This window comes from Acinetobacter sp. YH12231 (genome assembly GCF_013417755.1).
Taxonomy (GTDB): domain Bacteria; phylum Pseudomonadota; class Gammaproteobacteria; order Pseudomonadales; family Moraxellaceae; genus Acinetobacter; species Acinetobacter amyesii.
The window spans coordinates 16,018-39,576 of the sequence record NZ_VPDJ01000012.1; the positions used below are offsets into that span (position 1 = coordinate 16,018).

At 42.1% G+C, this 23,559-nt stretch carries 17 protein-coding genes; 11 read left to right on the forward strand and 6 right to left on the reverse strand.

From position 1 onward, the window contains the following. Nucleotides 1-2 precede the first annotated feature (2 nt). The 3 genes from smc to ligA all read left to right on the forward strand — a co-directional run bounded on the left by smc (nt 3) and on the right by ligA (nt 6,638). Entirely contained in the window at nt 3-3,452 is a 3,450-nt protein-coding gene (gene smc, locus FTV11_RS08810; RefSeq protein ID WP_180073856.1) for a chromosome segregation protein SMC, read from the forward strand. 1 nt (nt 3,453) lies between these two features. After that, entirely contained in the window at nt 3,454-4,506 is a 1,053-nt protein-coding gene (locus FTV11_RS08815) for a cell division protein ZipA C-terminal FtsZ-binding domain-containing protein (RefSeq protein WP_180040879.1), read from the forward strand. Nucleotides 4,507-4,604: 98 nt separating this feature from the next. Next, complete coding sequence (gene ligA, locus FTV11_RS08820; protein ID WP_180073857.1) at nt 4,605-6,638, forward strand: NAD-dependent DNA ligase LigA; 2,034 nt, start codon at nt 4,605-4,607, stop codon at nt 6,636-6,638. A 240-nt stretch (nt 6,639-6,878) separates the two neighbouring features. On the opposite strand, the gene FTV11_RS08825 is transcribed toward ligA, so the two are convergent. From FTV11_RS08825 to FTV11_RS08835, 3 genes are all read right to left on the reverse strand, one after another. Next, nucleotides 6,879-8,342, reverse strand: a complete 1,464-nt coding sequence (locus FTV11_RS08825; RefSeq protein ID WP_180073858.1) for an amino acid permease — start codon at nt 8,340-8,342, stop codon at nt 6,879-6,881. Beyond that, nucleotides 8,342-9,376, reverse strand: coding sequence for a methyltransferase (locus FTV11_RS08830; RefSeq protein ID WP_078192341.1), 1,035 nt, complete (start codon nt 9,374-9,376; stop codon nt 8,342-8,344). The genes FTV11_RS08825 and FTV11_RS08830 overlap by 1 nt, the downstream gene beginning before the upstream one ends. Before the next feature lie 66 nt (nt 9,377-9,442). After that, a complete protein-coding gene (locus tag FTV11_RS08835; RefSeq protein WP_078191151.1) occupies nt 9,443-10,813 on the reverse strand; it encodes a uracil-xanthine permease family protein in 1,371 nt (456 codons plus the stop codon). Nucleotides 10,814-10,986: 173 nt separating this feature from the next. Here FTV11_RS08835 and typA point away from each other — a divergent pair, with 173 nt between their 5' ends. Both typA and mscL read left to right on the forward strand, forming a co-directional pair. Continuing rightward, nucleotides 10,987-12,822, forward strand: coding sequence for a translational GTPase TypA (gene typA / locus FTV11_RS08840; RefSeq protein WP_111884800.1), 1,836 nt, complete (start codon nt 10,987-10,989; stop codon nt 12,820-12,822). Nucleotides 12,823-13,112: 290 nt separating this feature from the next. After that, a complete protein-coding gene (mscL, locus tag FTV11_RS08845) occupies nt 13,113-13,544 on the forward strand; it encodes a large conductance mechanosensitive channel protein MscL (RefSeq protein ID WP_078192339.1) in 432 nt (143 codons plus the stop codon). 113 nt (nt 13,545-13,657) lie between these two features. Here the strand turns inward: mscL and FTV11_RS08850 are convergent, their stop codons facing one another. Together FTV11_RS08850 and mutM are read right to left on the reverse strand one after the other, a co-directional pair. Then, nucleotides 13,658-13,942, reverse strand: coding sequence for a peptidylprolyl isomerase (locus FTV11_RS08850; protein WP_086198859.1), 285 nt, complete (start codon nt 13,940-13,942; stop codon nt 13,658-13,660). Beyond that, nucleotides 13,939-14,793 (reverse strand): bifunctional DNA-formamidopyrimidine glycosylase/DNA-(apurinic or apyrimidinic site) lyase, encoded by an 855-nt coding sequence (gene mutM / locus FTV11_RS08855; protein ID WP_180059797.1) that lies wholly within the window; start codon nt 14,791-14,793, stop codon nt 13,939-13,941. The genes FTV11_RS08850 and mutM overlap by 4 nt, the downstream gene beginning before the upstream one ends. Nucleotides 14,794-15,182: 389 nt before the next feature. Between mutM and FTV11_RS08860 the strand changes: the two genes are divergently transcribed. From FTV11_RS08860 to FTV11_RS08875, 4 genes are all read left to right on the forward strand, one after another. Further along, nucleotides 15,183-16,439, forward strand: coding sequence for a carbohydrate porin (locus FTV11_RS08860; RefSeq protein WP_180073859.1), 1,257 nt, complete (start codon nt 15,183-15,185; stop codon nt 16,437-16,439). Between the two features lie 18 nt (nt 16,440-16,457). Beyond that, nucleotides 16,458-18,602: a TonB-dependent receptor gene (locus tag FTV11_RS08865; RefSeq protein WP_180073860.1), complete on the forward strand. Its 2,145-nt coding sequence runs from the start codon at nt 16,458-16,460 to the stop codon at nt 18,600-18,602. A 12-nt stretch (nt 18,603-18,614) separates the two neighbouring features. Beyond that, the gene (locus FTV11_RS08870) at nt 18,615-19,730 is read left to right on the forward strand and encodes an NADH:flavin oxidoreductase/NADH oxidase (protein ID WP_180073861.1); all 1,116 of its coding nucleotides are present in this window, start codon (nt 18,615-18,617) and stop codon (nt 19,728-19,730) included. Nucleotides 19,731-19,807: 77 nt separating this feature from the next. Further along, on the forward strand, nt 19,808-20,737 hold the full coding sequence (locus tag FTV11_RS08875; protein ID WP_180027265.1) for an AEC family transporter: 930 nt from the start codon (nt 19,808-19,810) through the stop codon (nt 20,735-20,737). 71 nt (nt 20,738-20,808) lie between these two features. Here FTV11_RS08875 and FTV11_RS08880 read toward each other — a convergent pair whose 3' ends face one another. Then, nucleotides 20,809-21,615, reverse strand: a complete 807-nt coding sequence (locus FTV11_RS08880; protein WP_180073862.1) for a tetratricopeptide repeat protein — start codon at nt 21,613-21,615, stop codon at nt 20,809-20,811. A gap of 249 nt (nt 21,616-21,864) precedes the next feature. Between FTV11_RS08880 and FTV11_RS08885 the strand changes: the two genes are divergently transcribed. Together FTV11_RS08885 and FTV11_RS08890 are read left to right on the forward strand one after the other, a co-directional pair. Next, entirely contained in the window at nt 21,865-22,110 is a 246-nt protein-coding gene (locus FTV11_RS08885) for a hypothetical protein (protein WP_078191141.1), read from the forward strand. 207 nt (nt 22,111-22,317) lie between these two features. Beyond that, a complete protein-coding gene (locus tag FTV11_RS08890; RefSeq protein WP_180073863.1) occupies nt 22,318-23,493 on the forward strand; it encodes a sorbosone dehydrogenase family protein in 1,176 nt (391 codons plus the stop codon). The last annotated feature ends 66 nt before the right edge of the window (nt 23,494-23,559 follow it).

Genomic DNA, 23,559 nt, shown 5'->3' on the forward strand with positions numbered 1-23,559 from the left:
TTATGCGTTTAAGCAGTTTAAAACTTTCCGGCTTCAAATCTTTTGCCGATAGCACAACTCTAAAATTTGAAGGCAACCGTAGTGCGGTTGTTGGACCGAACGGCTGTGGTAAATCCAATGTGATTGATGCCATTCGTTGGGTTATGGGTGAATCCAGTGCTCGTCAATTGCGTGGTGGCACCATGCAAGATGTTATTTTTACCGGAACGGCCAAGCGTAAACCAGTCGGGATGGCGAGTGTTGAACTGCGTTTTGATAATACCTATGGCAAGCTAGGTGGCGCTTATAATGCCTATACTGAACTAGCAGTTCGTCGTCAGGTCAATCGTGATGGTAAATCCGAATATTTCCTCAACGGCACCAAATGCCGCCGTCGTGATATTACCGATATTTTTTTAGGTACCGGTTTAGGTCCACGTTCGTATGCGATTATTGAACAGGGCATGATCAACCGTTTGGTCGATGCCAAACCTGAAGAAATGCGTGTGTATATTGAAGAAGCCGCTGGGGTTTCTCGCTATCAAGCTCGTCGTCGTGAAACTTTACAGCATCTAGAACACACCACTCAAAATTTAGAACGTCTCGAAGACATTGCATCCGAACTAAAGTCTCAGCTGAAAACCTTAAAACGTCAGTCTGAAACGGCGGTGCAATACAAAGAATTAGAAACCCAAATTCGCACGATTAAAATTGAAGTGCTGTCTTTCCAATGTGAACAAAGTATGCGTTTACAGCAAGAATACACGCTTCATATGAATGAGCTTGGGGAAACTTTCAAACTGGTGCGTTCTGAGCTGAACACCTTAGAACATGACTTATCTTCCACCAGTGCTTTATTTCAACGGCTTATTCAACAGTCCACGCCATTACAAAGCGAATGGCAACAGGCGGAAAAGAAACTGTCTGAGTTGAAAATGACGCTGGAGCAAAAGCAGGGTTTATTTGCACAAAATTCGGCAAGTTTGGTGGAGCTTGAAAAGCAAAAAGCTCAAACCAAAGAACGTTTACAGCTATTAGAGTTACAACTGGAAACGCTGCAAGAACAGCAAGATGGATTTGTTGAGCAATTACAGCGCCAAGAAAGCAGTAGTCAGGAACAGACCCAGCAGTTAGCCGATTTGAAAGCTCAGCATCAACAAGCAGTTCAACAATTTGAACAATGCCGTGGGCAAGTTGAAAAGCAGCAACAGCAAAAGCTACAGATGTTGGCGCAGAGTGAACAATTGACCAAAAATATTGGTCGTATTGAGCAACAACGTGAGACTCTGCAACAGCAACGAGGTCAAATTCAGCATCAGGCGCAGCAAGATGAGTTGGAGCAGTATCAGCAAGATAAGCAGCAGCTCGAACAGCAAATTGTGCAACAAGAGCAGGTGATTGCCGAAACTCAAGCACAGCTTGCAGCTGCACAAGAACAGCAGGCACAGCATAAAAATATGGTGCTGCAGCTAAAGTCAGAAATACAGGTGCTGTTGTCAGAGCAGAAAAACCTAAATCAATTGATGATTAAAGCCAGTCCAAAGCAGCAAAGCCAGCGTCAACATTTAATGCAGCAGTTGCAGTTGAGCACACAAGGTAAACAGCATGCACAACTGGTCGAGAAATTTTTGTCTAAATGGCTGAGTGCCCAAGTCTTGGGACACAGTGATAATTTTCAAGACAGTGTTGCACGTCAGGTCAAAGGCAGTCACCACACTGCAGCACAAATCGTTGGATTAGATGCTTTGGTGACGTGGGTTGAAGCACCACAGCTTTCAATCTGGCAGCAGGTCGCGATTGCTGAAACATTGACGGTGGCATTGAGCCATCAGGCTAAACTGGCCGCAGGTCAGTCAATACTCACGCTCGATGGTTATCATGTCGGTGCGGATTGGGTGATTGGTTTGGACTATGACGAGGACAGCCAAGCAGGCCAAGGTGCATTGAGCCATCGTATTCGTTTAGATGAATTGACTGAATTACTTGCAGAGCAGCAGCCTAAACTGGCACAACTAGAAGGCCAATTGCCTGAGTTGCAAAATGCCATACAGGCTTTACAGCAAAACCTGCAACAGCAACACAGTCAATTAAAAAATTGGCAAAAAGACATTCAAAATGCTGATGTTGCCATTGCGAAGGTACAAAGTTCCAATCAGGCATTTGCATTACAAAAGCAGCAGTTAGAAGATCAATTGCAGCAACTTGAAGCGCAGCTCGAAGAAGATGCCATGCAAAAAGACGATTTGGAAATTGATCTGCATGCGCTGACAATGAAGCTTGAGCAAGCCTTGCCCAATTATAAAACCTTGCAATTCCAAGTTGAAGAATTGAGTCTAGCGCTGGAAAGTGCTCAACAAGTGGCATTACACAGTCAGCAAGAATTGGAAATCGTGCGTCGTCAGTCTGTACAGACGAAACAACAGATTGAATTATTAGAAAAAGACACGGTCTTTTTGAAAGCGCAAACTCAGCAAATTATTGGACAGATGGAGCAGGCAAAGAAATTTGTCGATCCGGTACAGTTAGAATTGCCTGCGCTTGAGTCACAGTATTCTGAACAGGCTCAAGTCACTGAACGTTTACAAAAAACCTGGAATGACTGGCAGCTTGAACTGAATAACGTACAGAGCAAACAACAGACATTGACGGAACAACGCCATTCACATCAACAGCAAGATGAAAAATTGCGTACGCAATTGGAAGAAAAGCGTCTGGCTTGGCAATCCGCGCAGTCTGATTTGCAGCATTATTCTGAACAGCTGAAAGAAATGAACAGCGAAATGCTGACAGGTTTAAGCCTTGATGTGGTATCCCATCAGCAAAAACTCGAAAAAGCACAGCAGCAGTTTGATAAATTGGGTGCAGTCAACTTGGCTGCGGCAGAAGAATATACTGAAGTTTCTAAACGCTTTGATGATTTAAGCCACCAAATTGATGACTTGCAAAAGACCGTTGAACAACTGCAAGCTGCGATGAAAAGCATTGATCAGGAAACGCGGAAGCTGTTTATGACCACTTTTGATAAGGTCAATGCAGAACTTCAAGCGTTATTTCCGAAAGTATTTAATGGTGGTGAAGCAAGCTTAAGCCTTGAAGATGGTTGGCAATCGGGTGTAAAACTTATGGCACGACCACCGGGTAAACGAAATAGCTCTTTGGCATTATTGTCAGGTGGTGAAAAGGCACTGACCGCATTGGCTTTGGTTTTTGCGATTTTCCGCCTAAATCCTGCACCATTTTGCGTTTTAGACGAAGTCGATGCACCTTTAGACGATGCAAATGTAGGAAGATTTTGTAATCTTGTAAAAGAGCTTTCAGAACAAGTGCAATTTATCTACATTACACACAATAAACTGGCTATGACAATGGCAACTGACTTACTTGGTGTGACCATGCCAGAACCAGGAACTTCAAAATTAGTGACTGTGAATATAGAGCAAGCCAAAGAATACGGTTTAGCTGCGGAGGCATAACATGGAAATCACCACTATAGCTGGGATTGTAATCGCTGTAATTATAATGGTTGTGGGTATTCGAATGATGTTTCGTAAACCTGCAGATGCAGCGCCATCACTTGACACCGAATTACATATTGATCCTGATAGTCAGCAACCTGTTATTCCGCGCCATGTACGCAATCAGTTAAATACACCTGAAACCACGCAACGTGTAGAGCCGACTTTGGCTGAGGAAAAAGTCACAGCGGTTGAAACGACTGAAGCTGTTCAAGCAAATGTAACGCCAGAAGCAACGGCAACGGAACAAGCGGAGCAGAGCGTTGAGGCTACGGCAAAGACTGAGACGACAACGACGGATCCCGTTTCAGTTGAAAACGCTCAAACTGCAACAGAAGACAGTACATTGTCTACAGAAGCAACTGAATCTACAACTGTTGCATCTGTAGCCGCCGATGCCAATGACGCAGCGACTGCTGCGACACACGTTCAGGCTGACGCTGTTCCTGCGGAAAAAGCGCCAGAGTTTAGTGTAAATAGCGCAATTGAAAAAGCTGAAATCAGCGATTTTGATGAAGAAAGCAGTATTTTGGATGCGCATTTACATGAACAAAAAATTGTTGATGAAGAAAGTGCTTTAGCAACTGCGGAAACTTATATCGCCTTAAATGTTTTCCCAGATAGCCGTGCATTGTCAGGTGAAAAAGCATTAAAAGTGTTACTCAAATACGGCCTGCGTTTTGGCGAAATGGCCTGTTTCCATCGCTATGATGAAGAAGGTACAAAGTTATTATTCTCTGTATTGCAAATGAATAATGATGGCGCTGCGCAAGGTTTTGATCTTGAAACTTTATCGACTGAAGAAGTAAAAGGTTTGGCCTTCTTCTTAGCGCTGCCACACAGCGATGTACAAAATGCCTTTGATACCATGGATAGCATTTCACGTCTAATTGCCCGTGAAATTGACGGTACTGTGTATGATCAAAATAACCAAGAATTTACACCGCAGATGCGTGAACATTGGCGTCATCAAGCGATTGATTATCGTCAAGGTCAAGCTATCGAAGTCTAAGCGTCTTTGATTGAAACTCACCGAGTGGGTTTCTATAATAGCAACAGATAATGAAATTTGAGGGCGGAGCATGAACCGCCCTTTTTTATGGTGAATGTATGACACAACAATCCACTGTCGTTGCACAGATGCGACAACTGATTCAACTCTTGGCGAAGCATAACCATGCCTACTATGTCATGGACACGCCAGAAATTGAGGACAGTGAATATGATCAACTTTTTCACCAATTAAAAGCTTTAGAAGAGCAATACCCTGATTTAGTACAACCTGATACACCAACTACAAAAGTGGGTGGAAAGGCCTTGTCTAAGTTTGAATCTGTAACCCATGCAGTACCCATGTTGTCATTGGGTAATGTGTTTAATGCAGAAGATTTATTTGCCTTTGCGCGTCGTGCGGAAGAGCGCTTGCCGAATCAAAAAATTGAATATGATGTCGAATTAAAATTTGATGGACTGGCCATTTCTCTCTGGTATGAAAATGGCATTTTAGTCCGTGGTGTGACACGGGGTGATGGTGAAACTGGGGAAGACATTACCCAAAATGTAAAAACCATTCGTAATTTACCTAAAGTACTGACTTCTACACAGACTGAAATTCCAAGTCTGCTTGAAGTCCGTGGTGAAGTCCTGATGCCAAAGTCAGGCTTTGAAAAGCTTAATGCTGAAAATGAAGCCAAAGGTGAAAAAACCTTTGCCAATCCACGAAATGCAGCAGCAGGAAGCTTACGTCAACTCGATCCTGCAATTGCGGCTTCGCGTCCTTTGGCTTTTTATGCTTATGGCATTGCACAGTGCGAACCACATCATGGTCAAACCACCATGTCTGCTAGCTTAGAATGGCTAACACAGTTTGGTTTTGCTGTCGGTGAACGTCACTTTATTTGTGACAGCATTCAGGACGTACAAGCTGCGTATGAGCAAATGATCATTGATCGTCCAAGCCTGAGTGTTGAAATTGATGGCATGGTGATTAAAGTGAATAGTTTGAAACAGCAGCAAACTTTAGGTTTTTTAAGCCGTGAGCCACGCTGGGCAACGGCATATAAATTCCCTGCAGTTGCAGCGCTCACGACGGTTGAAAATATTGATTGGCAAGTGGGGCGTACAGGCACTTTGACCCCAGTCGCACGTTTAAACCCTGTGGCAGTCGGAGGGGTAACGGTTTCCAATGTCACTCTTCATAATATTGGTGAAATTCACCGCCTAGATGTCCGTGTAGGCGATACCGTGAGTGTTTACCGTAGCGGTGATGTGATTCCAAAAGTGGAAAAAGTATGGCCTGAATTCCGTCCTGTAGATACGGTAGAAGTTCAGTTACCTGCATATTGCCCAGTCTGCTCATCTCCAGTGGTGATGCCCGAAGGTGAAGCCTTGGCACGTTGTTCAGGTGGTTTGTACTGTGCTGCACAGCGTATTGAGGCGATTCGTCACTTTGTATCGCGTAAAGCTATGGACATTGAGGGCTTAGGCGACCGTTGGGCGGAATCACTTTTACATTTGGATCTGCTCAAAGATGTTGCTGATATTTATAGCTTGCATGCGCATCGTGAAAAATTACTGACTATTGAAAAAATGGGCGAGAAGTCGGTTCAAAACCTCATCGATTCTATTGAAAATAGTAAGAAAACGACACTAGGCGCATTTATTTATGCACTTGGCATTCGAGGCGTGGGTGAAACCACGGCACGCATGCTCGCCAATACCTTCCAAACCTTTGATGCGATTCGTCATGCAGATCTCGAATCCTTGAAAAAAACGCCAGACGTTGGTGATATTACCGCTGAATGGATTGTCGACTTTTTCCAAGCGCCGCATAACCTCGAAGTGGTTGATCGTTTGTTGGCAGCAGGGATTCATTGGGATGCACCCGTTGCACCAAGCCGTCAGCCACTGAATGGCGAGAGTTGGGTGATTACTGGGACATTGAGTACCATGGGTCGTGATGAAGCGACGCAAATGCTTCAAGCCTTAGGCGCACGTGTCAGTGGTAGTGTTTCGGGTAAAACCAAATGTGTAGTTGCAGGTGAAAAGGCAGGTTCTAAATTAGAAAAGGCTGAAAAGTTGGGTGTACCTGTGATGAGCGAAGAAGAGTTTATTAGATTTGTACAACAGCATAATGCTTCTTAACTATTGAAAATCAAACCTGAAAAGGTGATTAATTTTGAACAAACGCCTGATGCATTGCATTGGGCGTTTTTATTTGAGCGCTTAAAAATGATCGAATGAGTAGATAAATTGGCGGTTATAGGTGAGACAGCGTACTTTAAATAGACACTAAGCATTTTGTTAAAGCGTGAATGTATTGAGACACAATTTTAGCCATAAAAAAAGCAGCTCTTAGGCTGCTTTTTTTATTTAGTGATCACATTATTCTTGATCAACTTTCATTGGTTTTACATCCATTTCTTGATATGGAACCAACTTAGTTTTGTGTTTCCACTTATAACCGAACCAAATGGCAAGGAATAAGAAAATACCAATATAGGTAGAAACAACGGCTAACCATTCACCATCTAAAACGGCTTGATAGTTCTGACCAAGGACTACGATGGCACACAAAATAAAGGCAAACCACGGTGCAAATGGGAAGAATTTTGCACGGTAAGCAAGATCTTCTAATTTATTGCCTTGAGCCAAGTAGCCTTTACGGAAGCGATAATGTGAAACTGCAATACCGAGCCACACAATAAAGCCACACATACCTGACATGTTCAGTAACCAGTTAAAGACCGCTTGTTCACCGATAAAAGTGGTTAAGAAGCACAGTGCCGCAATCGCCGTCGTTGCATAAAGCGCATTCATCGGTACGCCACGTGAATCTAAGCGACCAAAGACTTTCGGCGCACTGCCTTTACGTGCCATATCAAACAGCATACGAGTAGAGGAGTACATACCAGAGTTACCCGCTGATAAAATCGCAGTCAAGATCACTGCATTCATCACCGATGCAGCAAAAGCAAAACCTGCTTTTTCATACAGTAAGGTAAATGGTGATAGTGCAATATTTTCAGAAGATGCCGCTTGTAATAAACGTGGGTCATCATAGGCAATCAGTGTGCCGATAATGAAAATACACACGATATAAAACAACAAGATACGCCAGAAAATTTGCTTGATGGCAATAGGGATGGTCTTTTCAGGATCTTTCGATTCACCTGCAGCCACACCAACCATTTCAGTCCCTTGGAAAGAGAAACCGGCAATCATGGCGACACCAATCAAGGCAGATAAACCACCGACAAATGGGGCTTCACCCTTGCTCCAGTTGGCAAATGTTTCTACACCCGGTGTCAGCATGATTTTGCCAATCATAAACAGACCGATAATGATAAAGGCAACAATTGCGAGCACTTTAACAAGGGAGAAGAAGAATTCGGATTCACCAAAGCCTTTTACGGTCAGCGCATTAATGGCAAAGACGATTGCGAGGAAAATCGCACTCCAGTAAAAGCCCGGAATATCTGGAAACCAGAATTTCATAATGAATTGGACTGCGACCAATTCAAATGCCACGGTAATCGCCCAGTTGTACCAATAGTTCCAACCCAAAGCGAAGCCGAAACCGCCCTCGACATATTTGGTGCCGTAGGTAAAGAATGCACCCGAAGTTGGGTTATGTGTTGCAAGCTCACCTAAACTGGTCATCAAGAAGTAAATCATGATACCAATTAAGCAGTATGCGAGCAGGGCGCCGCCCGGGCCTGCATTGGCAATGGTTGCACCTGAGGCAAGGAATAAACCTGTACCAATGGATCCACCAATTGCAATCATGTTGAGATGGCGAGCACCCAACTTACGCTGAAGCTGAGCTGGTTTTTGAGTTTCGCTCATCATTGTTCCTTAAGATTTTTTTGCGTGCTCGCAAACAAGACTTTAAATCCTTGTTGGTCGGCTTTGATTGTACATTGACCATAATGCTGCTCAATTAAAGTCGGATAATTGAGGAATCGGTTGGCAACAATCCAAAGCTCACCCCCAGACTTCAAATGTCTGCGCGAAGTTTTGCATAGATTTTCACTGGCATTGTAGTCGGTTTGAATCCCTTGATGGAAGGGTGGATTGCTGACTATGGCATGTAAAAATAATGGAGCATCCTCGATTCCTGTGACCGCTTTAATCTCAAGTTGTTCAGGTTCAAGCAAATTTTGTTCAAATGTCATTTGTGTAGACGCTAGTGCAAAGGCATCTACATCCATGGCGAAGATACGATTTTTAGGATTCAGTTTGGCTAAATAAGCACTGATAACACCCGCACCACAGCCAAAATCTGCAATTTTGCCCGAAGTCACCTGTGATAAATAAGGCAATAAGGTAGCCGTACCCACATCTAAACGGTTCTGGCTAAATACGCCAGGCAGTGCGCAAATCGTAAGCTCACCATTTGGGGTCTCAACTGGATATTTTTGCACCCAATCTTGCAGTGGCTTCAGTGTGACAGTTTTTTCCAATAGGGTTTGCCACATTTGGCAGTGACGCGCGCTATCAATTTTTAGGGTTTTACCAAAGGGCTGTAATTGTTTTGCAGCGCGTTCAACACCGCCTTTTTTCTCACCCACGAGGAAAATAGACGCACCTTGAGCAAGATGACTTGCGACATTGTGTAATAAATAATTTAGCAGTTCTTTTGATTTCGGAACAAAAATAACCGCTTGATCAAACTGACCTTCAGGAAAATCGACACCAAAATGGACGTTTGACTGTTGATTTTGAAAGTACTGAAAATCATTAAAATTCCAGCACCAAATCGATGGCTTAATATTGTCATTCAATTGACTGAGTAAGTCATCTGTCGGTGCATTTACGAAAAGCACGCGATCTTGTAATAAATCGATCTGTCGTATAACGACTTCACTTGTGAGATCCATAGATTTCTCCATCATAAAAAACACTGCCTAGGGCGGAACCTAGGCAGTGTTCTTTGACAAATGAACTTACTTCTTCACTTCAGGAAGAACAATATTCAAAATAAGGGCAGCGATACCACCAGTGGCAACGCCTGAACTGAAGATATTACGGAACAATTCAGGAAGATGTTCAAGGATTTGTGGTACTTGTGCAACACCTAGACCCAATGCCAATGAAATCGCAATGATTAATAGTGCGCGGCGGTCTAAATGAATGCCTGACAAAATATTAATACCAGAGGCAGCCACAGCACCGAACATCACCATCACAGCACCACCAAGCACGGCTTGTGGAACCGCTTGAATGACACCTGCTACAGCAGGAAGTAAGCCTAAAATAACCAATAAGGCAGCAATCCAAATGCCTACATAGCGGCTTGCAACACCTGTTAACTGAATAACACCGTTGTTTTGCGCAAATACAGAACTTGGGAACGTGTTAAAGATACCGGCAAGGAATGAGTTTGCACCATTCACCAATACACCACCTTTAATACGCTTCATCCATTCAGGGCCATCTACAGCTTGATTTGAAAGCTTAGAAGTCGCGGTAATATCGCCAATCGCTTCCAAAGATGTCACAAGGTAGATAAATGCCATTGGAATAAACAAGCTCCAAGAGAAGCTTAAGCCAAAGTGCATCGGTGTTGGAATTTGAACCAGTGGCGCATCTTTTAAACCATCAAAGTTTAAATGACCCATAAAGCCTGCAAGGATGTAACCCACGACTAAGGCAATTAGGATGGCAGAACTTTTTACCCATGTAATACGCACACGGTTCAATAAAATGATCAGTGCCAAAACGGTACATGACATGATGAGGTTGTCTGCATTGGCAAATGTTTTATCGCCCATGGCTTGATAACCACCACCCATGCTGATCAGGCCTTCTTTAATTAAAGTCAGACCAATCAATAACACCACGATACCTGTTACCAATGGAGTGATCAGTTTTTTCACCCACGGTAAAATTCGTGACACACCCATTTCAATGAATGAACCCGCGATCACCACACCAAAGATAGATGCCATCACTGCTTCTACAGGTGTACCTGCCGCAACCATTGCAGAACCAATACCGATAATAGGACCAATAAAGTTAAAGCTGGTTCCTTGTACAATCAGGAGACCTGCACCAAATGGACCGACTTTTTTACATTGTAAAAAGGTTGCGATACCAGAGATCACCAATGACATCGACAGAATCATATTGGTGTCTTCTTTTGACACACCAAGTGCCAAACAGATCAGCAGACCCGGCGTCACAATTGGGACAATAATGGCCAATAAATGTTGAAACGCAGCGAGAAAAGCAATAAAAGGTTTTGGTCGATCATTCAATCCATAGACTAAATCGAGTTGATCTTTTGCTTCGGGAGATTGGTTTAAATCAGACATGCGGCACTGAAAATTAAGGCTAGGTGGCGCTATTCTAATCTGTTTACACAGCTTTACAAAACCAAAAGCGTGCCAGTCGTCAAAAAAAATGCGATTGTCAATAAACTGTCACTACTAAAATCTATATTTTTTCTGTATAATTTGCCCTCAAACTTTAGGCGTATCGAATTCACATGTCAGATATTAAAACTCTCCGTAACATTGCCATCATCGCGCACGTCGACCATGGTAAAACTACTCTTGTAGACAAACTTTTACAGCAATCAGGTGCTCTTGGCGATCGCGCAGGCGAGATCGAACGTGTAATGGATTCTGGCGCTATTGAAAGTGAACGTGGTATTACCATTCTTGCAAAAAACACTGCAATCAAATGGTTAGACAAGCGTACTAACACTGAATACCGTATCAATATCGTGGATACCCCGGGACACGCCGACTTCGGTGGTGAAGTAGAACGTGTAATGTCAATGGTTGACTGCGTACTTCTTCTTGTTGATTCTCAAGAAGGCCCAATGCCACAAACTCGTTTCGTAACGCAAAAAGCGTTCGCACGTGGTTTGAAACCAATCGTAATTATTAACAAAGTCGACAAGCCAAACGCTCGTCCAGACTGGGTAATTGACCAAGTATTCGATTTGTTCGACAACCTTGGTGGTTCTGACGAACAGTTAGACTTCCCAGTTGTATATGCTTCAGGCCTTCGTGGTGTGGCTGGTCCATCTCCAGAAGAACTTGCTGAAGACATGACTCCATTGTTCGAAACAATTGTAGACATCGTTGAACCACCAGCGGTTGACGTTGACGGTCCATTCCAAATGCAAGTGTCTTCACTTGACTATAACAGCTTCGTAGGTGTTATCGGTGTTGGTCGTATTCAACGTGGTTCAGTGAAATTAAACACTCCTGTAACTGTAATTGACAAAGACGGTAAAACACGTAACGGTCGTATCTTAAAAATCATGGGTTACCATGGTTTAGAGCGTATCGATGTTGAATCAGCTTCTGCTGGTGACATTGTTTGTGTAACGGGTATTGATGAACTTCATATCTCTGACACAATCTGTGATCCAAAAGCAGTTGAAGCTTTACCTGCACTTTCTGTAGACGAACCTACTGTATCGATGACTTTCCAAGTAAACAACTCACCGTTTGCTGGTAAAGAAGGTAAATTCGTAACTTCACGTAATATCCGTGAACGTCTAGATCGTGAATTGATTCACAACGTAGCATTACGTGTTGAAGATACTGACAGTCCTGACCGTTTCAAAGTATCTGGTCGTGGTGAGCTTCACCTTTCAGTTCTTATTGAAAACATGCGTCGTGAAGGCTTCGAAATGGGCGTATCACGTCCACAAGTAATCATCAAAGAAATTGATGGTGAAAAACAAGAGCCATACGAAAACGTAACGTTTGACGTTGAAGAGCAGCACCAAGGCGCTGTAATGGAACAAATGGGTCACCGTAAAGGTGAAATGACCAATATGGAAGTTGACGGTAAAGGCCGTATCCGTATTGAAGCAACTGTTCCTTCTCGTGGCTTAATTGGTTTCCGTTCTGAATTCTTAACTATGACTTCAGGTACAGGTATCATGACTTCTAGCTTCTCGCACTACGGTCCTATGAAACAAGGTACTGTTGCGAAACGTCAAAATGGTGTGTTGATTTCTATGGTTCAAGGTACTTGCTTGGGCTATGCACTATTCAGCTTACAAGACCGTGGCCGTCTATTCGCTAAACCTCAGTTAGAAGTTTATGAAGGTATGATCGTTGGTATTAACTCACGTTCAGACGACATGACTGTTAACCCAACTAAAGCGAAACAGCTAACTAACGTACGTGCTTCTGGTACTGATGATGCGTTGACTCTTGTTCCGCACATTGAATTTACGCTTGAACAAGCGCTTGAATTCATTGAAGACGACGAATTAGTTGAAGTAACACCTAAGTCAATCCGTATCCGTAAACGCTGGTTGACTGAAAACGAACGTAAACGTAACCGTAACGGTTAATTTTACAGTTTCAAAAAAACCGCTGACTTAGGTTAGCGGTTTTTTTATGCATGGGTGTTTTGAATAAAAATGCAAAAATTGAATGACTTTATTCATTTAATTCGACATGTATAATTTTGATAAATCCTTTTTAATAGAATGTATTACCAAAATCAAAAATGTTTTGTGTGAATTTTTATACATGGCATTTAGAATCCAATAAAAACCAAGTAAATTAGGTGGAAATAGTTATACAGACATAATGTATACTTCGTCACAAAATTAAAGCTGAAAAAATTTCTGGAGATCACATGAGTATTATTCAAGAATTTAGAGAATTTGCCGTAAAAGGCAACGTGATGGACTTGGCTGTAGGTGTCATCATTGGTGGTGCTTTCGGTAAAATCATCGATTCCATGGTAAAAGACATTATCATGCCTTTTATTTCTTGGATCCTTGGTGGTGACGTTGATTATTCAAATTGGTTCTTAGTATTGGGCGATAACCCAAACAATTTAACCACGCTAAAAGCAGCACAAGATGCAGGCCTTAATGTGCTGGCTTACGGTAACTTCTTAACTATCTTAATCAACTTCTTGCTTTTGGCATGGGTCGTATTCTGGTTAGTGAAATTGATGAACAAATTGCGCCGTCAAAAAGTTGAAGAGCCAGCTCCAGAGGCGACTCCAGAAGATATCGAATTACTTCGTGAAATTCGTGATGAATTAAAACGTAAAGGTTAATCCTTTAGCATTTAAAATGGCACTTTGAAGTGCCGTTTTTTATTGAATCCCTTCCGACCTCCATTTTAAAAAGGGAGGAGAATTCCTTCTTTTCAAAGGGGGGATTTAGGAGATTAAAAATCCATCCGAAACTTAATTTCTAACAAATGCCAGCCAAACTGGCTTTTGATCGGGCCATGCAGTTCACGTTCGGGCAAAGTAAAAACTGCCTTATCAATTGGACCAACCAGTTGGCCTTTTTTAATGTCGCCAAGCTCACCGCCTTTTTTACCCGAAGGGCATGTCGAATGCTGCTTTGCAATTTTGGCAAAGTCCGCACCGCCTTTGATTTTCTTTTTCAGTTGCTCACATAGTTCTTTATCTTTAACTAATATGTGGCGAACAATCGCAGACTTCATGCGTTATTTCCTTTCACGGTTTTCTTACTCAGCATTTTAACCTTTTTTAAAGGCTGACACTCTGGGCAAAACACCGATGCACGTTGCCCTAGTTTGATATTTTGCAAGATGGTTTCACAGTTGATGCACATTTCACCGGCACGTCCGTAGGCGAGCAGAGTTTGTTGGAAATAACCATTTTCGCCCATCGCATTGGTGTAATCACGTAACGTCGAACCGCCTAAATCAATTGCCTGTTTTAAAATGCGTTTGATTTCGATGACCATTTTTTCAACTTGTTCAAAACTCAAACTTGATGCAGGCTGCGCAGGGTGTATGCCTAAGTTAAATAAGCTTTCCGTTGCATAGATATTGCCGACACCAACCACAATATGATTGTCCATGATCGACACTTTGATACCGGTCTGTTTATTTTTAAATTTTTGGAATAAGTATTCAGCATTAAACGCATCACTCAGCGGTTCAGGGCCAAGCGTGTCAATCAGTTTGCTTTGAGATGATGCATCTAACCATAAAATACAGCCAAAACGGCGCGGATCATGATAGCGTAATTGCATATCTTCAAAATGAATCACCAGATGATCATGCTTTCGTAATGCTTCATGACCTTCACAAATCCGAAAACTGCCAGACATGCCCAAATGCCATAGCATGCTGTCCTGTTCAAATTCAGCCAAAATATATTTTGATCGACGGCTGAGCTGAAGCAGCTTTTGTCCGACGAGTTTTTGAATGTCGTCAGGAATAGGCCAACGCAGGCTCGACTGAAAAACCTCAACTTTGAGAACCTTTTCATTTAATAATGGCAATAAACTGGTTTTAGTGGTTTCTACTTCTGGTAATTCAGGCATATAGGTCGAAGCAATGGGTCATTCAAGTTATGCATACTATTGGGCCTAGCCCTACAGAATGCAAGTTTCATGGCGGTCTGAGTAAAAGGTTAAACAGGTTGTAGGTTATTTATTGTGAGAATAATAAACCAATAAGTCACGATAATGAGTTTAAGTAAGCGATCAGAATTTTAAAATTTAATTTTTCAAAAATATAAGGTGTTGAAAAATAACAATTAAAATAATTATATAACAATAGATTTATTTAAAATCATTTATCGATAAATTAAAGTTTTGTGAATGATAAAAATAATGCTGAGATAGAACGTGAAAAATTATGTAATTTTTGTGACATTAGATTTCAAGCCTTGTGGCTTGTCTAGAGACTCTCTCCAGATTTAGGTTTTACCATGAAAAAATACAGTCTAGCTTTTCTACCTGCATTTGTTGTAGCAGCCATGACACATGTTCACGCCGCAGAAGCATTCGACACTAAAGGTCAGTACATGCTCGGGGATTGGGATGGTAAACGTACCGAACTTGCACAACAAGGTGTGAAGTTTGAGGCCAATATTGCTGCTGATGCTGCCTATCTTGCCGATGGCGGTCGTAATCCGGGACATTCAGCAACGGTAGCCAGCCAATTGTGGTTAGGTACACAGCTTGATATGGAAAAACTCGCAGGTTGGGGTGGTGTGACTGTGCGTGCTGTAATGACTGCTCGTCAAGGTCAAAGTACCTCAGTTCGTGATTTGCAAGGAGATGTTCCTCAATTGGCAAATGCACAAGCCAATTTTGGTCGTGGTAATCAGAAAACTCGCTTATCTGAACTGTCTATTGAAAAGCAATTTAAACAGCAAGGCTTAAGCATTAAAGCAGGCCGTTTAGGTTTGGGCATGGACTTTAACGTGACGGGCTGTGACTTTGCCAGTACTGCATTTTGCGCTGCGCAAATGGGTAAATGGCAAGGCAATATTTGGATGAATACCCCAGTTTCACAGTGGGGCGCACGTGTGAAGCAAGAGCTTAGCCCAGAACTTGCTGTACAAGCGGGTGTGTATGAATACAACCCTGAAAATGCTTTGGAACGCCATGGTTGGAATTTGGATACCGATGATGCCGATGGTGTAACTATTCCTGTAGAAATCATTTGGACACCGAAAGCATTGGTGAATGGTTTAGCAGGCAGTTACCGTGTTGGCGGTATATATAACACGGCTGATGATGTCAAAAATCAAAAAGACATTGCAAATCCAGCTGATGCTAAAAACCGTACTTTTGCAGGTTGGTTAGCCGTAGAACAGCAATTGACGTCTACAGGTGAAGGCAAACGTGGTTTGCATAGCTTTGCCAATTTTACTTGGCATGATCGTGTCACCACAAAAGTTGATAACTCACAGCAGTTGGGTTTGAAATACATTGGATTGGCCGATCGTTTACCAAACGATATGGTTGGCTTGGGCGTGAACCGTGTGCATGTCAATGATCGACTTTCTGCTGAGAAATTTGATGCAAGTGCAGAATATAATGTCGAGTTGAACTATAGCCATAACCCTACGAAATGGTTGATGATTCGCCCAAGTTTACAATATGTGATTAACCCAGGCTCAACAAATCGAGTTGATGATGCTTTCCTAATTGGTTTAAGCTCTAAGGTAATCTTCTAATGTTAAAATAGGTGCTCTATGCAAAGTAAATTTAACGTCACATCATTTAAGACACATTTACTTTGCCTGACGGCATGTATTAGCCAACAGCTGTATGCAGAAACAGGTTCTACGGAACCTGTTTTACTTCCTGAGATTACCATTGAAGCACCACGAACCAATACCACGTGGTTAAAAACACCTGCATCGGTATACCGTGTACAGCAGGCTGAAAATAATAACAATACTGGAGTGAATCTGTCCGAAACCTTAAAAGGTGTGCCCGGACTACAACTGAATAACCGTGAAAACTATGCACAAGACTTGCAACTGTCTATGCGAGGCTTTGGCGCTCGTTCAACATTTGGTGTGCGTGGTATCCGTTTATATGTTGATGGAATCCCTGCGACCATGCCGGATGGTCAGGGACAGACATCAAATATCGATATGAGTAGCTTAAATCATATCGAGGTATTGGGCGGGCCATTTTCTTCTTTATACGGTAACTCTTCGGGTGGGGCGATCTTAACAACAACCAAGCAAGGTACTGGAAAAGACTCTATCGAACTCGGCTATTCGGGCGGCAGTCATCATAAAAGTCGTGCTGATATTGTGCTGCAAGGTGGCTCAGAACAGGCCAATGAGCCTAGCTATGTCGTGAGTTCTTCTTATTTTAAAACCGATGGCTACCGTGATCATAGTGCTGCAAATAAGGTGCTTAGCAATGCAAAACTGACTTGGGATCTGGATGATGGTTCCAAGGTCAATTGGATTGTGAATCATGTGGATATCAATGCCGATGATCCACAAGGTCTGAATCGGGAGCAATTGCGTCAAAATCCGAAACAAGTTAATGATGCCAATAATACCTATGATGTACGTAAGGAAATTAGCCAAACTCAAACTGGGTTGACGTGGAAAAAACCATTGAATGAGCAGCATGAACTCAATGCAATGGTGTATATGGGGCAACGTGATGTCACCCAATATCAATCAATTCCAAAATGTGCTTTAAAAATAGGTACAAAAGATTGTATCCCGAATACCATTCAATTAAATCAAAGACATGCAGGTGGTGTGATTGATTTTAGCCGTGATTATTATGGAACAGATATTCGCTGGACAGGCAAAGACCTCTTGCCGAATACGCGTTTTACTGCAGGCCTTGCCTTTGATTATATGGATGAAGACCGTAAGGGCTATGAAAATTTTGATGCCAATGGAAATTTTGGCAAGAAAGGCAATATTCGTCGAAATGAAAACAACACCTTGTGGAATTTAGATCCCTATGTCCAAGCTTCGTGGAATTTTTTACCCAATTGGACTTTAGATACAGGGCTACGATATAGCAATGTTCATTATGAATCTGACGATAAATATGTCGTGGGTTTAAATAAGGATGACAGCGGTAAAACAGATTATGACAAAGTTTTACCTTCAGCAGCAGTAAGCTGGAATATTGCGCCTCAACTGAATGCCTATGCCAGTTATGCAAAAGGTTTTGAAACACCGACCTTTACAGAAATGGCCTATTCCAAAGATGACGGCATGAATTTTGATTTAAAACCAGCCAGTAGCGATAACTACGAGCTTGGGCTTAAATCACAAAATGCATGGGGGAATTTCACTGCAGCGGTATTCCAAAGCAAAACTCAAGATGACATCGTCTCTGCAGGAAGTATCAATGGTCGTGCAACCTATAAAAATGCCGATAAAACCTTACGTGAAGGTGTGGAGCTTTCGTGGAATAAACAGCTATGGCGAGATTTAAGCGCGCAAGCAAGTTACAGTTATATCGATGCCACATTTGATGCTGCAATTCCTGACAGTGATGTCGTCAAAGGCACTTATATACCGGGTATTGCCAAAAACCAAGCGTTTGCCGCACTGAATTGGCAGCCAGATATTGGCTTTAATGCCGGCCTAGATGTGCGCTATATGGATAAAGTCTATGTCGATGATGCCAACAGTGATGCTGCGTCGAGCTATACCGTGGTTTCTGCCAACGCTGGTTATGTATGGAAACAAGCAGATTGGAAAGTTAAAACCTATGTACGTGCAGATAATTTGTTTGATGAAAACTATGTGGGTTCAGTGATCGTCAATGATGGAAATGGACGCTTCTTTGAACCCGCGGATGGGGTGAATTGGAGTGCAGGATTGAGTGTGACCAAAGCCTTCTAAAAGGAGAGTGATGTGGCGTTGTTATTTCAACCAATTCAGTTTGGAACATTGGGGCTGAGTAATCGAATCGTGATTGCACCCATGTGTCAATATTCTGCCAATGAGCAAGGGGAGTTAAGCTATTGGCATGAGCAACAATGGGCGAATTATGCCTTGTCAGGTGCTGGACTTTGTATCGTCGAGGCAACAGCTGTACAGGCAGAGGGGCGCATTAGCTATGCAGACCTCGGCCTTTGGAATGATATGCAACGCGCACAGATGAAGGCACTATTGGCCAAGGTGAAATCACTTTCACCTATGCCATTTGCTATCCAACTGGCACATGCGGGTCGCAAGGCATCGACAGATAAACCTTGGGCAGGACGTGGACAATTACCCCCAGATCACCCTCAAGGATGGCAAACTGTTTCAGCAAGTGAGTTGCCCTTTAATGCCACAGATCATGCACCCCATGCTTTAAGTCGAGATGAAATCCAGCAGGTCATTCAAGACTTTGCCGATTCAGCAAAACGAGCGGTAAATGCAGGCTTTGACTTAATTGAGCTACATGCTGCACATGGTTATTTGCTGCATCAATTTATGTCGCCATTGTCGAATCAGCGTAGCGATGAATATGGTGGCAGTCTGGAAAATCGCATTCGGCTGACGCTTGAAGTGTTCCAAGCCATGAAAAATACCGTTCCTGAAGATTATCCAATAGGGGTACGTATTTCCGCAACTGATTGGATGGAATATACTGAAGCACCGAGTTGGGATCTAGACTCGGCTGTTGGTTTGTCAAAAGCGCTTGCACAACTAGGCACAGCCTATATTCATGTTTCTAGTGGCGGCTTAGATGTTGCGCAAAAAATTCAATTACAAGCCAGTTATCAAGTGCCCTTTGCAGAAGCCATTAAGCAAGCCGTTCAGGTTCCCGTCATTGCTGTGGGTTTAATTACCGAAGCAATGCAAGCCGAAGGCATCTTACAATATGGCATGGCAGATGCGATTGGTCTTGCTCGTGCAATTCAATATGACCCGCGTTGGCCATGGCATGCTGCTGCAGAACTCGGTGAAAATTTAAAAATTTCTCCGCAGTACTTACGCTGTCAGCCGCATGCACAAAGAAGTCAATTTACGGCTTTCTAATTTTCAAAATAGAGGTCCGATCCACACTCTCAGGTTGAGGGTGTGGATGGAAGAGTCTATTACACAGGATATTTCGTATGGTCTTTGAGGTGATTGGTCCAATCTTTTTTCTTTTGGCCTTGGGATATCTGTCTGTAAAATGCAGTTTATTGAGTAAAGAACAGGTCGGAACCATTGGTGCATTTGTGATTAAGATTGCACTGCCGGCTTTGTTTTTTCAGTCATTAGCTTCTAAAGATTTGCATCAAATTTGGTATCCCGGCTATTTCTTTGTTTATACCGGAGTCACGTTTTTACTGTATGGTATGGCCTATTGGCTATTGTCGACACATTTTAAAAATAATATGTCGCAAACAGCGGTACTGTCATTAGGCGCTGGCATGTCAAATACAGGCTTAATTGGCACTGCAGTCCTAAGCTTATTGGTCGGTCAAAATGCGATGACCTATACCTCACTAATCGTCATTATTGAAAGTGTGCTACTGATTCCAACGGTGCTGGTCCTTGCACAATTAGGAAGTTCACAGCAAAAAGCCAATATTGGCGACATCATCAAAAATACCTTAATGACCCTGTTAAAAAATCCACTCTTTGCAGGGGTAATGCTAGGGATTGGGTTTGCAATTTTCCAAATTCGTTTACCTCATCAAATCAATGATGTACTGGCGATGTTAGGTCAAACGGCTTCACCACTGGCACTGTTTGCAATTGGTGGAGGGATTGTCGGTATGAGCTTAAAGTATGTGAATGCTCAGAGCTTCTATTTGGTGATTTCAAGCAACTTGGTGATGCCTTTACTGACTTATTTAGGCTTACGTTATTTGACCGATGTCAGCCAAGAGATGTTATATGCAGGGACGATTATTGCCGCATTACCGATGCCGACGATTTTTGCCATGCTAGGACAAGTTTATGGCTTAAATGAAAAGACCTTAACGCCTTTGTTGATGAGTACTATCTTGGGCTTTGTCGTAACAGGCGTATTAATCAGTCTGTGGTGGGCGTGATTTTGATCAGCTCAAGATTTGCATGAACCTATAAAAAAGCCCTGCATGTGCAGGGCTTTTTTAATGCTCAATTAACTCTTTTTCGCATTGGCTTTAGGTGGTTTAGCTTGTTCAGCAATCATTTTATCCACGGTTGCCAAAGATTCTTTGGCTTGCGGAATATTTTCTTTGGCTAATGCACTGAATATTTTTTTAGCTTCAGGCAAATTCTGCGGGATGATATTGCCATTTACAAACATATTGCCCACCGCCATCAATGCAGGGACATAGCCTTTTTTTGCTAACTCTTGAATGCTATTCAGACCTTGCTGAATAGGCTTTTCATTTTTAGCTTTAAAGCCCGCACTGATGTCATAAAGCGCTTTGGCATGAATCGCAGGGTAGTTGCCTTTTTTAATCAGCGGATCAAGTTTACTGAGCGCCAATTTATCTGACTCAGGTTTATTTTCTGCAAAAAGTAAAATGGCATAGTCGATGGAGGCATCGTCAAACCCTGCCGAAGATGCGCGTTCTAAATATTGTTTGGCCTTGTTGGTATCTTGTTTTAAGCCCAGTGTGCCCGTTGCATAATTTTTACCTAAAACATAGTTAGCAACTGGGTAGCCTTTGGCTGCAGCCTGTTCATAGAGTTGGATGGCTTTTTTCTCATCCTTCGCTACGCCTTGACCTGTTTGAGTAAGATAGCCCAAATTATAAATGGCCTGAGCATTACCTTTTGCTGCAAGCTTGCTCAGTGTTTGGTAGGCGCCATTCATATCTTTGGCCTTGACCATAGCTTCCACTTTAGCAAATTCAGGATCGACGGCATCTGTTTTAGTTTCAGCAAAAGCCAATTGAGTGCTCATTGCCAAAATGCTTGCAAGTAGGATTTTTTTCATCTTGAAACCTTTTTTAAATCATACACATAATTCCATTTATGTGTTTTGGTGGTTATTTTTGTCGGTTTTTACATCATAGGTAGATTTACGTAAATGTAAAGTGAGGAATTGTGATTTAAAGCGTTTTTATAAAATAATGTTGATTGCCATTTGCACTTTAAATGCTACGACTTTATTGCATCAAAAGCCTTTGCAAAAAAGCAGGACTCTGATTTAATCGCGCATTGTTATTTTCTCAGAGGCAGCGCGATGTTTATTAAAGGCATTAAACGCAATTACGATAAAATTAATGCAGATGAATCGATTGCAGATGAAGATAAAATTGATGCGCTTTTGATGAAACTGGGCGCAGAGTTTTTAGTCAGTAAAGAGGATCGTGTTTATATTTTCAAAAAAGGCGATTTAGAAGCTAAATTTGATGCCAAACATGCGCGCGCCTATCATTTTAAAGAATATGTATGCAAAGACATGAATAAGCTGTTTCATGGATTTTGATTAAAATCATGATTTAAAAACGAAGAAGTGAGGGGGAATAAAGTTCTTCCTTATTTTTGACTGTTGCGTACTGCCACAGCGTATGTGATTTAAAAAATCTTTATTTTCAAAAGTATAATATTTTCTAAAAATATAAATTGAATAAAATAGATACAAGGCATCTATGATGAATACAGATATACATGATTCATTGAGATGTATTTAAATATGATAAAAATAAGCGCCATCTTGATCCTTAGTTTCGTCTGTTCAATAACCAGTTGGGCGCAACAACCCAAGCTTGTTCCACATCCAATCCATTTAAAAAATGGCAAGCAGTTTTCTTTAAATTTGCCTACAAATTTCGAGATCATTCCTGCTGCTGAAGGTCTCAAACGGGTACGCTTTTTTGCGCAAGCGCCTGATCGCAGAATGTTTGTCACGGATATGTATGATCTAACAGATAATAAAAAAGGTACTGTGTATATATTGGATGATTGGAATGCTGACACAGGTAAATTTGGCAAAATCATTCCTTATCTGACCGGTTTGAGAAATCCAAATTCAGTTCAGTTTTATACCGATGCTCAAGGACAGGATTGGCTTTATTTGGCAGAAACGCACCAACTGACACGGCAAAAATTCAACAGAGGTGAAACTCAGCCTTCGGGTAAGGCTGAGGTTTTAGCGACATTTCCAGATTATGGTTTGAGTTATAAATACGGCGGTTGGCACCTGACTCGGACGATTGCTATCGGTGGAAATGGAAAAGTTTATGTGTCGGTTGGTTCGAGTTGTAACGCCTGTGTTGAAAAAGAAAAAGTACGAGCCTCCGTCATTGAGATGAATCCTGATGGTTCAGAGCAACGGATTTATGCGACAGGTTTGCGTAATGCTGTTGGGCTAAAATGGATCGGAAAATTTCTATTTGCGACCAATCAAGGTTCTGATTATTTGGGAAGTAAAAAGCCAGATGAAACTTTTTATGCGTTAAAGCGGGATGCCGATTATGGCTGGCCCGCATGTTATTCATGGCAGGGCAAAGTCTTGGCGGACTCTAAATTTAAACGTGCATCAGGCTGTAAAAATGTTCCATCGCCCTATGCTTATTTCCTTTCGCATTCCTCAGCACTGGGTTTTGATTATTTTGACCATCCAGACACAGATGACACCATCAAAAATTCTTTTTTAGTGGCTTTGCATGGCTCTACCGACGAAGCGATTGGCCATGGCTATCAAATTGCAATTATGCGTAAAGGGCAAAAACTTGAAACCTTTATGGATGGTTTTTTAGTTGGTAAAGCGGTAAATGGGCGGCCTGCCGATATTTATAAGATCGATGAAAAATCTTTTTATTTTTCGGATGATCGGGCAGGGGTGATTTACTATGTGAGAGAAAAATGAGTGATAAAAAGCCAAAGTTTTAGGCTTTGGCTTTGAGTGATTGGATTTTAAAAAATTAATCTTTAA

Excerpts from the sequence above, each read along its gene's own strand:
- FTV11_RS08885 (WP_078191141.1), top strand. The coding sequence starts at position 21,865 with ATGTTTATTAAAGGCATTAAACGCAATTACGATAAAATTAATGCAGAT.
- typA (WP_111884800.1), top strand. The coding sequence starts at position 10,987 with ATGTCAGATATTAAAACTCTCCGTAACATTGCCATCATCGCGCACGTC.
- ligA (WP_180073857.1), top strand. The coding sequence starts at position 4,605 with ATGACACAACAATCCACTGTCGTTGCACAGATGCGACAACTGATTCAA.
- smc (WP_180073856.1), top strand. The coding sequence starts at position 3 with ATGCGTTTAAGCAGTTTAAAACTTTCCGGCTTCAAATCTTTTGCCGAT.
- FTV11_RS08865 (WP_180073860.1), top strand. The coding sequence starts at position 16,458 with ATGCAAAGTAAATTTAACGTCACATCATTTAAGACACATTTACTTTGC.
- mutM (WP_180059797.1), bottom strand. The coding sequence starts at position 14,793 with ATGCCTGAATTACCAGAAGTAGAAACCACTAAAACCAGTTTATTGCCA.
- FTV11_RS08825 (WP_180073858.1), bottom strand. The coding sequence starts at position 8,342 with ATGAGCGAAACTCAAAAACCAGCTCAGCTTCAGCGTAAGTTGGGTGCT.
- FTV11_RS08830 (WP_078192341.1), bottom strand. The coding sequence starts at position 9,376 with ATGGATCTCACAAGTGAAGTCGTTATACGACAGATCGATTTATTACAA.
- FTV11_RS08890 (WP_180073863.1), top strand. The coding sequence starts at position 22,318 with ATGATAAAAATAAGCGCCATCTTGATCCTTAGTTTCGTCTGTTCAATA.
- FTV11_RS08875 (WP_180027265.1), top strand. The coding sequence starts at position 19,808 with ATGGTCTTTGAGGTGATTGGTCCAATCTTTTTTCTTTTGGCCTTGGGA.
- mscL (WP_078192339.1), top strand. The coding sequence starts at position 13,113 with ATGAGTATTATTCAAGAATTTAGAGAATTTGCCGTAAAAGGCAACGTG.
- FTV11_RS08850 (WP_086198859.1), bottom strand. The coding sequence starts at position 13,942 with ATGAAGTCTGCGATTGTTCGCCACATATTAGTTAAAGATAAAGAACTA.
- FTV11_RS08860 (WP_180073859.1), top strand. The coding sequence starts at position 15,183 with ATGAAAAAATACAGTCTAGCTTTTCTACCTGCATTTGTTGTAGCAGCC.
- FTV11_RS08835 (WP_078191151.1), bottom strand. The coding sequence starts at position 10,813 with ATGTCTGATTTAAACCAATCTCCCGAAGCAAAAGATCAACTCGATTTA.
- FTV11_RS08815 (WP_180040879.1), top strand. The coding sequence starts at position 3,454 with ATGGAAATCACCACTATAGCTGGGATTGTAATCGCTGTAATTATAATG.
- FTV11_RS08880 (WP_180073862.1), bottom strand. The coding sequence starts at position 21,615 with ATGAAAAAAATCCTACTTGCAAGCATTTTGGCAATGAGCACTCAATTG.